Here is a 12517-nt window from a genome sequence, read left to right on the forward strand (position 1 = left end):
ATTGTTTAGAGTTTAGGATTTAGTGCTTAGGATTTTATCTTTAGAAGGTTTCGTCTTTTTCTTCTTCTTTGTAACTGATCTTGTACAGGTCAGAGCGGCGGTCGAGCCAGGTCAGAACACTGCCGTCTGATCGATGTGTCTTAAGCAGCCTAAGGTCAAGATCCTGAAAGATCATCGTTTCGATATTCGGGGCGCATTCGGCTGCAACACCGTCACGCTGAAACGGTATATCACTCGGCGTAAGAATAGCCGACTGTGCATAATGAATGTCTAGGTTCTTAACACTCGGCAGGTTGCCGACGCAGCCAGCGATTATTACATATATCCCATTCTCGATACAGCGGGCGTGAGAGCAGTATCGTATGCGCATGTAGGCTCTTCGCTCATCAGTATTGAAAGGAACGAAAATCATGTTTGCGCCTTTGCGAACAGCAATACGGGCGAGTTCGGGGAATTCAATATCGTAGCAAACGAGAATAGCGATCTTTCCCTTGTCGGTATCGAAGACTTCAACCCTGCTTCCCGGTTTTACGCCCCACCACCTGCGTTCACTCGGGGTGATGTGGATCTTATATTGCTTGCCGATCGTTCCATCCCTGCGGAACAGGAATGAAATGTTATACAGACCATCATCCTCGATCGCGAAGTGAGAACCGCCTATTATGTTGATATTATGCTTAATCGCAAGTTTCGTGAAAAGGTCCAGGTAGCGCGGCGTGAATTCGGAAAGCGCGCGCATGGCTTTGGCGGGCCGTTTGATCTGGAAAAAAGACAAGAGTTGTGTGGTGAACATCTCCGGGAACATTATGAAATCACACTTGTAGTCAGAGGCAACATCGACAAAATACGTACTGTGTTCAGCGAAATCGTCGAAATTTTTGATCATACGCATCATGTACTGTACTGCGCAAACCCTCACGTATAGAGGCGTCAAAGCACTCTCCGGGCCGGGGATATAGTCGAGGTTCGTCCATTCAAGAAGCGTCGCAAAACCTTTTGATTCTTTATCACCGGGCAAGTATTCCGGGATGAGTCGTTTCAGGACAAACCCGTTGGCGATTTGAGCAGTAAGAACTGGGTCGTATATCACTCTTTCCAGTACTTTCTCAACATATTTTCTTGCCGACATTTTGTCCGCGTATTTGTGAAAAGCAGGAATACGGCCGCCGAGCACTATTCTACGTAGATTCAACTTTCTTGCGAACTTCTTGCGCTCGTTGTACAGCCGCCGACTCAGTTTGTAGCCCCTGAATTTGGGCGCCACCATGATCTCTATTCCGTAGAGCGTGTCGCCGTGCGGATCGTGGTTCGTGGCATACCCCTGCCCGCTGATGTCGCGCCAGGTGTGCGTTTCGTGATATTCGTCGAGATCTACGATCAGACTTGATGAGGAGGCTATGATTTTTCTATTGAGCGTGATGCACAACTGTCCCTCAGGAAACACCTTGATTAGGCTGTCAAATTGCTCCCTGGTCCAGGTTTTCATGTCCGGGAAGCATTCCCTCTGAAGTGCCACTATTGCTTCGTAGTCTTCCGGTTTAAGCACGCGCAGTTTTATGCGCTTCTCGAATTGCCGAACATCGACGTCTTTCATACTTGCGAAATTATACTGGTGAATCATCTTTAGTCAAGCTTGTATGAGGGGACAGGCTACTTTTTCAACATATCACGGTTGATTCAGGAATGATTCGATAATACCCAATTGTGGAGCATGGCAGAAATTCAGACAATGGTAAAAAAGTAGCCTGTCCCCTTAATGTTTTCCGAAAAAACCATATGTAATACCGGTAGAAATGAGATAAAATATGCTTGTTGTGATGAACGGCATAGCATAGCCGAAATGTTCGATCAAATATCCGCCAAAGTTCGCGCTTATTCCCCATCCTGCAGTGAAGGCTATCGTGAGAAGCGCATTTGTCAGTGGCTGGTCTTCGTGATGTACTTTTTCCATGGCGAAGTTGGTATACAGGGGTTGCGCCATGTTCATGAAGGCAGCGCGGATCAAGAAGGCCAGGACGGCAAATGCCAGAAGCTTGGTAGTGCCGAGAACAACCAAGAAAGGGATGGAGATGAGCTGCGAAATGACTACGGTTTTGATCTTGCCGATGCGCTCGGCGGCAAGGGGTGCGATCAGCAAGCCCGTGATCATAAGAAATTGCTGCATGCTGTAGAAGATCCCGATCATGTATTCCGGTGTGTTGAAAGAATCCTTGAAATACAAGTTAAGGAACGGTATGCTCAGCCCCGCGCCTATGCCAACGATCAGATTGGGCAGAAAGAGTTTTGCGATGGTGCGGCTGGAGTGAATCTTCATACGTTCTGGCCGGCGGGGTGGCTTCTGTTTGATCAATGTAATGGGTATCATCGCCGCAAGCACCAGACCGCTGAAAATCAATAGCGTGAAGCGATACGGCAGATAAGGAACCATTCCTGCTTTCTGGATCATGCCGGGCAGAGCACCAGCCAGTATGTTCCCGAGTATGCCGGCAAAAAGCATGAGTGCAAACTGCATGCTGAAAAGGTACGGCCTTTCCCTGGGTGTGCTGTTGCGCATGAAAAAAGGTGCTGCAGCGACGTTTGAGAATACCGCTGCCATGCCCGCGGCAAACCCGCTGGCGAGTATCATTGCATATTGAGACGCTGTGATCTGCATCAGGTATGAAAAAACCGCGATCGGTGTGGAGATAAGAAGGATCGGTTTGATCGCAAACCGGCGCAGCAAGAGCGAAGCAGGAATAGCCATGAGCGCCGTGCCGATTGTCGTTGCGGAAATGATATTGCCAATGCTGCCCTCGGCAAAGCCCAGCTCTTTAAGGTATAGATTAAAAAGGAGCATGAATCCAGAAAAACCCATACCCCAGAAGAAGGTGCCAATAAGGAACAGACGTGCGTTGCGCGAGAACAAACGCAGATTGCTTATGTAATACTTGATTGCGCGCTTAGATTTCTGTGGGATTAGTGCAGGGTTGATCAAGGTAGTGCTGGGACCCGCGGCTTAGATCTTCTTCATGATAAGTTCGGCAACCTTCCTTCCTGAGAGGAGCATGCCGCCAAAAATCGGTCCCATTCTCGGTCCTCCAAACACGGCATTCGATGCCATGCCGCATACATAAAGATTTGGGAATGCTTCCTTCGTGTTGTCCACGGTGAATTGTTCGGCGACCTCCGCGTGCATCGACTTCTCTCCTTCAACTTTACCCGATGGTGTCAGCAGCCTGCCACCACTCTTTTTCTCGACGATACGAACAATCTCGGACGGGTGCCCCGTTGCATCGACAACGACCTTTGACTTGAAAGAGATAGGGTCGATGTGAAGTTTAGCCATTTCGACACTCGACCAGTTGATAACGACGCCAGACACACTATCCTCGCGTGCGATCACATCTTCGATCGTCATCAGGTTGAATATTCTTGCTCCTGCCTTGAGCGCTTTGTCGGTCAGGGCAGCTGTCGCTTCAAGCGAATTGGCGACAAAATATCCGGGTTGATATTCGTGATTTTGGATATTGAATTCGTCGAGAATGTCCCGTGCTTCCGCCTGCACGACGATACGGTTGAACATGATGCCGCCGCCGGGCATGCCACCGCCGAGCTTGAGCGCACGTTCGAAAATGATGACCCGATAGCCCTTTTTTGCCAGATAATATCCGGCGCACAAGCCTGATGGTCCGGCGCCGCCGATTATGACATCGCTTTCAATAGAATCGAGCAGTTCGTTTAAATACGATTCAACGATTGCTCTTGAAATTATTGTTTCTTCGATCATCTCAGGATTCCGAATCTTCCTCCCATTGAGAAACGGAACCAAACGTCGGTATGGTCGTCATCACGAGTGCTGTTGTAAAAAATCATCATGCTGGGTTCCATGAACAGATCGGTGCTCCGAGTGACCGAATAATCGAATCCGAGTCCGCCGCGGAAAGCCAAATCAGTGTGGCCGTCTGCACCGAGCCCGAAACCGACAAAAGCGTAGGGTCTTATCCCGGACACGGGCATGTATAGCATACCGTCAAGCGACAATGAGCGCAGGTTAAAAAAGAATTCAGTTCCACCGTCGCCGAAACTCAATTCAGCCAGGTCCATGCGGAGTCCGAAATTTCTGAGGGGGTTGACAATGAATTCAGCGCCAAAACCACCACGCACGCTGCCGATGTACAAGCTCGCCTTGGGGCCAATTTCGATCAGCGGTCTTTTCAGACTTCTGCGGATCGCTGCATGGCTCACACCGACGAGTAAAAAGAGTAGTATCAGAATAGTTAGTTTCTTCATTCACATCCTCCTTTTAGGAGATTCTACACAAAATGATAGTCATTTCAAGTATTTCAAAGCAAGGATTCATCCGGTGAAGAGATGTTATGTAATGGCTTTGCTAAGCGCCACCAAGAAATGACGGCTCGGATGACGACTTTCTATGCTGCGTCGGTTTCTATTTGTTTATGCTTTTTTCGAGAAACGCGATGGTTTCTTTTATCTTCTCTGGATCACCGCCGCCGCCTTCGGCAAGATGTGGTTTTCCACCACCACCACCACCAAGGATTTTTGAAATATCTTTGATCAACTTGTTCGCCGGGTGCGTTTTGATCATCTCCTCCCCGGCGCATATCAGGTAGTTGATCTTGCCTCCCACTTCCTGGTAGATTATGCCCACGGAATCTGGTGATTGCCCGCGGATCTGATCCGCAGCCGCGCGCATGATCTCTGCAGGATATTTGTCGAGTCTAATGCTAAAGACCCGGGTTCCTGATTTTTTCATATTCTGGAGAAGGTCTTCTGCCTCCATCTTCGCAAGGCGCGCGAGATTTTCCTGATTTATTTTTTCAAGTTCGCGCAATCTTTGCTGAAAATCATTTACCCTGTCAATCAGGTCCTTCTCCGAACCAAAGATCTGTGCCAGTTCGTGGATCTGGGCATATTTCTCCCTGACCTCATAGAACAGCTGCATACCAACGATTGCTTCTATCCGCCTTATTCCGGCAGCAGCAGACTCCTGGGCGATGATCTTGAATAGACCAATTTCGCCCGTGTTATCAAGATGTATACCGCCGCAAAGTTCTGTGGAGAAATCACCGATTTTTACTACCCTGACCCTGTCCCCATATTTCTCGCCGAAAATGGCCATGGCGCCCATCTTCTTCGCCTCATCCAGTGTCGTGGAGAATTTTTCCACCGGGAGCGCGGACATCACTTTTTCGTTGACGATGTTTTCAATAGCCGTAATTTCATCCTCGCTCAAAGGCTTGAAGTGTGTAAAGTCGAAGCGGAACCTGCCCGGTTCGACAAACGAACCTTCCTGGCGAGCATGTTCGCCCAGCGTCTTGCGCAGCGCTGCATGCAGAAGGTGCGTTGCGGTATGAGCCCTGGCACTCTCCTTGCGTTTGTCCATGTCAACTGCAGCGTGCACGGATCCAGGGATGAACTTACCAGAGCTGATATTGCAGTGGCATACTATCATGCCTTGATACCAGTATGTATCAAGAACATCAAGCGTGAAATCCTTGCCTTTGATCATACCATGCTCGCCAACCTGACCACCTGCTTCTCCATAAAAAGGCGACTCTTCCAGGACGAGTTCTATTGTGTGATCATATTCGTTGTATCTTAATATACTTGTCTCTACGTCATTTTTATCATAGCCAACGAATGAGCCAACACCCTCTTTTAATACCTTCCATTCACCCTTGGGTATGAATTTCGCTTTTGCCTTTGACATTTCCCTGGCCCCCTGGAGCATTTTCATGAAGCCCTTCTCATCGACAGCAATATTTCTTTCCCGCGCGATCTCCGTCGTCAACTCCACGGGGAAACCATAGGTGTCGTACAAACGGAAAGCGTCCTTGCCGGTTACTGCTTTCTTAATCTTGAAGATCTCTTCGAGTTGTATAAGTCCTTTTTCCAGTGTGGATAGAAATCGTTCCTCCTCGGATTTGATCACCAGGGTGATTTCTTCCCGGCGTTCGGTCAGTTCCGGATATACCACTTGATATTCCATGATCGTCCTCGGCACAAGCTTGTACAGAAAAGCCTCCTCCACGCCCAAGTTTCTGGAGAGCCGCACTGCCCGCCGCAGCAACCTACGTAACACGTAACCCCTTTCTTCATTTGAAGGAATTATTCCATCTCCAATTGCAAACACGAGGGCGCGTGTGTGGTCAGCAAGGACATTGATAGCAATATCGGTTTCAGGGTCTGTGCCATATCTTATTTTCGTATATTTGGAGATTTCATCGATGATTGGCGCAAAGAGGTCGGTATGGAAATTCGATTCTTTTTTCTGTAGGACCGATACCAATCTCTCGAAACCCATTCCCGTATCAACACCGCGATTTTTGAGCAGCAATCTTTCTCCTGAGACGGTCTGGTCGAATTGAGGAAAAACCAGGTTCCAGATCTCGGGATAGCGGTCACAGTCGCACCCTGGTGCGCAGGTCTTTTCGCCGCACGAGAACTTCTCCCCCATGTCATAGAATATCTCCGAGCACGGTCCGCACGGCCCCGAATTGCCGGCCGGTCCCCAGAAGTTATGTTCATCACCGAGACGGAAGATCAGTTCTTTTTTCAACCCGATCTTCTTATACCACATATCATAGGCTTCGTCATCATCTTTGTAGACCGAGACGGAAAGTCTGGATTTGTCGATCGCGAGTACTTCAGTAAGATATTCCCATGCCCAGACTATGGCTTCCTCTTTGAAGTAATCACCGAACGAAAAATTTCCCATCATTTCGAAAAACGTAAGATGTCGTCGCGTTCTGCCGACGTTTTGGAGGTCACTGGTTCTGAGGCATTTCTGAATGCTTGCGGCCCGGCGGTAAGGCAGTTCAACAGCGCCGGTCCACAGAGGCTTAAATTGCACCATACCCGCACTGGTAAATAGCAGACTTGGATCATCCCTTGGGATCAGGGACATCGATGTCACAATGGCATGATCTCTATCTTTGAAGAATTTTAGGAAACTCTTGCGTAATTCGCTACTTTTCATGGTCGTCTATTACTTCGTAAACGACCGCCGGAGTGAAACCACGCATCAGCAGCCGGCGCAGTACTTTTTGGCGGTCTTTAGGATTGGAGATATCCAGGTGTGAAAGTTTTTTGATCATGTAATCCGCTGCGATACGTTTCTCATCGCGTTTTCGTAAGAGTTTTTCAACAACCTCGCCCGCGACCCCCTTCCTGGTCAATTCATGCCGGATAAAAATATTACCCTTGGTTCGTATCTTTGTATAATCGGCGATGAAGGTTTCGGCGAAATTCTCGTCATCGAGGGTATTCTCCCCGACCATTTCATCGATGACTTCTTCGACAAGAGCCGGATCGAACCCGATTCTCAAAAGCCTATCCTTCAATTCTTTGATTGCCCGGTTTCGGTAATGCAGGAGCCGATAAGCACGGTTCCGGATTTGCTGCTTTTCTTTAGCCATGAGCACATCCTGAACGAGGTCGTTATCGAGTTCATCCCCTTCGTGCAGGTCAAACTTGATAAGGAGTTCATTAGAGAGGCCAAAGGCGAATTTACCATCTAGGTAGATCGTTGAGCGTTTCTTATTTTTCTTTTGCGTTTCGATCTTGCTTATCTTCACTGCGTTTCGGTTTGCCGAACATCATTTCGCGAAGCTTCTGGTCGACCTTCTGCGCGATGTCCTGATTGGTCTTCAGAAATTCGATCGCCGCATCCCTGCCCTGCCCGATCTTGTCTTCGCCAAATGAATACCACGTACCTGCTTTTTGAAGTATGTTATGCTCGACCCCGATATCGACCAGTTCGCCGAATTTTGAAATTCCCTCACCGTAAATGATATCGAATTCAGCCAGCCTGAACGGCGGAGCCAGTTTGTTTTTGACCACTTTCACTTTTGTTCTATTCCCGATGACCGTATCACCTTTCTTGATCGAAGCAATTCGTCTTATGTCAATACGCACCGACGAATGGAATTTGAGAGCAAGCCCGCCCGGCGTTGTTTCCGGTGAGCCGAACATTACGCCGATCTTATGCCTTATTTGATTTATGAAAACCGCGCAGGTTTTGGATTTGCTGATGACGGCAGTGAGTTTCCTGAGAGCTTGTGACATGAGGCGCGCGATGAGACCGAGTTGCATCTCACCCATTTCTCCGGCGATCTCTGCTTTTGGCACCAGGGCGGCGACCGAATCAATGACTACGATGTCCACCCCGCCAGAGCGCGTCAGAATCTCGGCGATTTCCAGCGCCTGTTCACCTGTATCAGGTTGAGAAATCAACAGTTCGTTGAGGTTTATGCCCAGTGCTTCGGCATACGTTGGGTCAAGGGCGTGTTCAGCGTCGATGAATATTGCATAACCCCCGAGTTTTTGTGCTTGTGCAATCGCTTCGAGGGCGAGGGTTGTTTTGCCGCTTGCCTCGGGTCCGTATATTTCCACTACCCTGCCCCTAGGCAGACCACCAATGCCCAACGCAAAATCCAATCCCAGCGAGCCGGTTGGAATGATTTCAACATCTGCCCTCATTGTTTTGTCGCCGAGTCTCATAACTGATCCTTTACCGAACTGTTTTTCGATCTGGTTGATTGCTAAGGATAATACTTTCTCTTTATCTTCTTTAGCCATACTCCTCCTTTGCTGCGCAAATAGATTCCCCTAATCCCTTCGGGACTGCGGGACACTGATGTTTGTTACTCAATCGCAGATTTAGACAAACATCGTGACAGAGATAAAAGGACAGATACCAGAGATAGTTGCAACATATCGCCGTAATCTATTTCTATATCTCTGTAATCATCTTTTCAATATGATAATTAGATTACGGGCTAAGTCAAGGGCAGAACAGGTAGCTTTTTGACAAAAGTGAGGTGAGAATTATACCACCGTCACTCATTGTCCACACTGAAAGATCCGTAGGGTAAACCCTTAGGTTTGCGATATGTTATTGCAGGGCTTAAGCCCTGCCCTACGCTGTCCTTTTCTCTGGTAATGATTTTTTAGAGGGTGGATAGTGTTTTCTTGCCGTATACAATTCTTTCTTCGAAGGGCGACCTGCGGATTATTTCAAGTTCTCTAGCCGCTTCGGTGGCGATTACTTCGGCACGCTTGTCTTTGCCCTTGAGACTTTCAAATACGCGTGCGCCGGCGATTCTGCCTTCGAGCATGGCGGTTGAGGCTTCTTCGATGCATGCAAGGTCACCGCAGACAAAGATATTTGCCTTCGAAGTCATCATGCTCGCATCGTGATAAGGAACATTGCCGCCGAGTTCTGACACGTATTCGACCCGGCAGCCTGCATGATACAACAAGTCGCAGAGCGGTGACAAACCTATTGCGATGAGTATCATGTCGCACTCAATTATTTTTTCGGTTCCAAGAAGGCATGTGTAGTCATCGCCGACCTGGGAGATGACAGCCGCCTCGACACGATCCTTGCCTTTTGCCTCGATGACCGTGTGTTTGAGATAGATAGGAACGCCGGACCTCTTTATTTTGGCGGCGTGAACATAATATCCACCGAATTTATCCATTATCTCGACAATGGCCGCGACCTCAACTCCTGCTTGGATTAACTGGTACGGGACGATCAACCCTATGTTGCCTGAGCCGACAACAACGGCGCGCTTGCCCGGGATCACGCCGTAAACATTCATCATCGTTTGCACGGCGCCGGCACCGTATACGCCCGGTAGATCGGCATTGTCAAAAGCGAGCATGTTCTCGCTTGCTCCGGTCGCAAAAATATAGCGTTCGGCTCTCAGCGAGAACAAATTATCGTGTCTCAGTATGCCGAGGGTATCATTGTCATAATACCCGACAACAGTAGCGTCATTGATTACTTCGATGCCCAATTCCTCTACCCGGTTGCTTAAGATCGTAGCGATATCAATGCCGCGCACCCCACAATAGTGCAATTTGGAGCCAAAGAACTTGTGAGTTTGCTTGATCAGCTGCCCGCCCAAGATCGGATTGTCATCGACAATTACTACATTGCCGCCGAGTTCCTTGGCGACGATCGCTGCTTGCAGGCCGGCTGGACCGCCGCCGACCACACAAACATCGGTGTTTTTATCTGCAGTCTGATATCTGTTATCTGTCATCTGCTACCGTGCTTCCTTTTAGACGGCGTACTTTCATCCCGGCACGGAGCGGTTCCATGCAGACCATGACGTTCTGGCGTCCGTCGACTTCCATTAGACATGATGAGCATTTGCCGACGGCGCAAAAGAACCCGCGCGGTCGTTTGTGTTTCTCTGAATAGGAGAGAACTCTCACTCCCGCAGCATGAAGTGCAGCGGCGATCGGTTCGTTCTCGTAGCCCTCGAGTTCTTCATCCTCGAACCTGAATTTGACCTTTTTCCCGTGCTCAAACTGTAGAATCGGATGCCGGGTTATGTAATTATCCATGTACCCTCACTGCATTCGAGAAATTCTAAATCCAAATGACCAAATCACCTGGCCGGAGTTTGAATATTCGAATTTTGAAATTCGTATTTGTCCCCCAACGGGGATTCTCGTAAATAGCATCAAATCAGAGATTTGAACATTTACGGAATTAGTGTTTCGTGCTTCGGATTTAGGATTTGAAGTATTTGACTGCATTTTTGAATATGAAAAGACCGTCGCCATCACCGTTTGCTCCCTGCTTCCGGTGATTCGGGTGCTGTATGTAGGATACGTGTCGTTCCGGATGCGGCATGAGACCGAGAATCCGCCCGGTACTATCGGCAATGCCGGCGATGCCCCAAGTGGAACCGTTCGGATTTTGCGGGTATTGAGCTTCTTCGCCATGCTCATTCACGTAGGTAAAGACTGTCAACCCCTTGACTTTTTCGAGCACGGTGTCGTCCTTGGCAACGAATTTTCCTTCGGCATGAGCGACAGGCAGCGTGATGATATCCTTTGAATTCATGGTGAACACCGACCGTTCGCCCTCTACTTTGAGATATATCCAGCGATCTTCGAACCGCTCTGAATCATTGGCAACCAGACTTACTTTTTGCTCTTCGAAATAATCCTCGATACCGGGCAATATGCCGCATTTCACCAGAACCTGGAATCCATTGCAGATACCTATGATCAAATTCTCCTTTTCTATGAATTTCATGAACTGATCGCGATACCTATATTTTATCTCGTTGGCAAGAATTTTTCCGGCTGCTATATCGTCGCCGTAAGTAAAACCCCCCGGCAGCGCGATGATCTGGTAATCAAGAAGGTTCTTATTTTTTATGTCATCTATGTAGACCCTCTCGGCATGAGCGCCGGCCAGCTCAAATGCATATTGTGTTTCCACGTCACAGTTGGTTCCGGCTGCGCGTATTATCATGACCTTAGGTTTCATTTTTGCTGTAGGGGTATATTGTAAGACAAATTACGTTGCTAAAACCGCCGTGTTTTTCCATCAGCAGCGGCTTCAATTTTGCGTCTGGAGTATTTTTTCCTTATTGCCTTGATGTTTTTCTCGATGAACTTATCAGTGCTCGAATGGTCATGGTGAGTGATCATCAGTTCTTTCACCCCGGCATCATGCGCGAGAGCTGCAACCTGATTATATGTCGAATGCCCCCATCCCAACCTTTTCTTATAGATTTCATCAGTGTATTGAGCGTCGTGGATCAAAAGATCGACGCCGCTTATGAAGCTGACAAATTCATCATAACTTGTTTTTCCGTCCTGCGCATGGACTTCGTTGTCTGTCATGAAAGCAAAACTTTTGTTACCCTCGGTGAATTTGAACCCGCGTGTATGATTTGGATGATTATTGACGATGGTATCGATCTCGACGCTGCCAATGGTGAGTGTTTTCTTGAGGTTTTTGAAAGTAACCTTTGAAGGCAAGTTCGACAGGTCAGTCGGGAAAAACGGCATTGTCATTTGATAGGACAGAGCCTTTTCAGCCGTAACTTCGTCGGGTGGACCAAAGATGGTTATTTCTGTGCTCTTCAGGAAGATTGGAGTAAAAAATGGGAAGCCCTGTAGGTGATCCCAGTGATAATGGCTGAAAATGAGGTTCAGTTTATGTTTGCCACGGGCAACTAATTCCGTACCCAATTCACGAATACCGGTTCCTGCATCAACGATGATAATATCGCCAGACCGGGCTTCGACAAAGATGCAGGTTGTGTTCCCGCCGTGTTTTCTGGTTTCTTTGTTACAGACCGGAACCGAACCACGGGTACCATATAGCTTGAGTAACATTTATTGCTTTTCCTTTGTTTCCTGTGACATACGGCAATTTCCCTCGAAGAAGACACCTTTTTCAACGATCAGCCCCTTGCAGACTACATCACCGTACATCTCTGCGCCACTCTGAAATTCTATGACTTCCTGGGCATTAATATTACCCTGAATTTTCCCGCCTATTACGGCAGAACGACAGTTTATATTGCCTTTTACAGAAGATTCCCTACCAATCAATGCACTTTCTTTACTGCTAATGTTCCCCTCGATTTTGCCATCGACCTTGATTGATCCATTTACCTTTATATCACCATGAATCGATGTACTCTTCCCGATAACGCTGTCTATCTTATCCTCTTTGTTCATTGATCCTCCTTAA

12 protein-coding genes are annotated in these 12517 nt (G+C 48.0%); all 12 read right to left on the minus strand.

Features of this window, described 5'->3' with window-relative positions; translation table 11 throughout:
* Nucleotides 1–40: 40 nt before the first annotated feature.
* The 12 genes from OEV79_03595 to OEV79_03650 all read right to left on the minus strand — a co-directional run bounded on the left by OEV79_03595 (nt 41) and on the right by OEV79_03650 (nt 12504).
* Nucleotides 41–1594, minus strand: coding sequence for a bifunctional GNAT family N-acetyltransferase/carbon-nitrogen hydrolase family protein (locus tag OEV79_03595; GenBank protein MDH4210508.1), 1554 nt, complete (start codon nt 1592–1594; stop codon nt 41–43).
* 159 nt (nt 1595–1753) lie between these two features.
* Nucleotides 1754–2974 (minus strand): MFS transporter, encoded by a 1221-nt coding sequence (locus tag OEV79_03600; protein ID MDH4210509.1) that lies wholly within the window; start codon nt 2972–2974, stop codon nt 1754–1756.
* 21 nt (nt 2975–2995) lie between these two features.
* Nucleotides 2996–3766 carry a sulfide-dependent adenosine diphosphate thiazole synthase gene (locus OEV79_03605; protein ID MDH4210510.1) on the minus strand — a complete coding sequence of 257 codons (771 nt, stop codon included), beginning with the start codon at nt 3764–3766 and terminating at the stop codon, nt 2996–2998.
* The gene (locus OEV79_03610) at nt 3763–4269 is read right to left on the minus strand and encodes a hypothetical protein (GenBank protein ID MDH4210511.1); all 507 of its coding nucleotides are present in this window, start codon (nt 4267–4269) and stop codon (nt 3763–3765) included. Before OEV79_03610 ends, OEV79_03605 begins: the two co-directional genes overlap by 4 nt.
* A 157-nt stretch (nt 4270–4426) precedes the next feature.
* Nucleotides 4427–6979: an alanine--tRNA ligase gene (gene alaS, locus OEV79_03615; GenBank protein MDH4210512.1), complete on the minus strand. Its 2553-nt coding sequence runs from the start codon at nt 6977–6979 to the stop codon at nt 4427–4429.
* Nucleotides 6969–7577 (minus strand): RecX family transcriptional regulator, encoded by a 609-nt coding sequence (locus OEV79_03620; protein MDH4210513.1) that lies wholly within the window; start codon nt 7575–7577, stop codon nt 6969–6971. The genes alaS and OEV79_03620 overlap by 11 nt, the downstream gene beginning before the upstream one ends.
* Nucleotides 7540–8580: a recombinase RecA gene (gene recA, locus OEV79_03625; GenBank protein MDH4210514.1), complete on the minus strand. Its 1041-nt coding sequence runs from the start codon at nt 8578–8580 to the stop codon at nt 7540–7542. Before recA ends, OEV79_03620 begins: the two co-directional genes overlap by 38 nt.
* 371 nt (nt 8581–8951) lie before the next feature.
* Nucleotides 8952–10055 carry an NAD(P)/FAD-dependent oxidoreductase gene (locus OEV79_03630; protein MDH4210515.1) on the minus strand — a complete coding sequence of 368 codons (1104 nt, stop codon included), beginning with the start codon at nt 10053–10055 and terminating at the stop codon, nt 8952–8954.
* Nucleotides 10045–10362, minus strand: coding sequence for a (2Fe-2S)-binding protein (locus OEV79_03635; protein ID MDH4210516.1), 318 nt, complete (start codon nt 10360–10362; stop codon nt 10045–10047). The genes OEV79_03630 and OEV79_03635 overlap by 11 nt, the downstream gene beginning before the upstream one ends.
* 169 nt (nt 10363–10531) lie before the next feature.
* The gene (purQ, locus tag OEV79_03640) at nt 10532–11299 is read right to left on the minus strand and encodes a phosphoribosylformylglycinamidine synthase I (GenBank protein ID MDH4210517.1); all 768 of its coding nucleotides are present in this window, start codon (nt 11297–11299) and stop codon (nt 10532–10534) included.
* 38 nt (nt 11300–11337) lie between these two features.
* Nucleotides 11338–12156 carry an MBL fold metallo-hydrolase gene (locus OEV79_03645; protein ID MDH4210518.1) on the minus strand — a complete coding sequence of 273 codons (819 nt, stop codon included), beginning with the start codon at nt 12154–12156 and terminating at the stop codon, nt 11338–11340.
* Entirely contained in the window at nt 12157–12504 is a 348-nt protein-coding gene (locus OEV79_03650) for a polymer-forming cytoskeletal protein (GenBank protein MDH4210519.1), read from the minus strand.
* Nucleotides 12505–12517 lie beyond the last annotated feature (13 nt).

Source organism: candidate division WOR-3 bacterium (assembly GCA_029858255.1).
Classification (GTDB): Bacteria; Hydrothermota; Tepidihabitantia; order SM23-42; family SM23-42; genus SM23-42.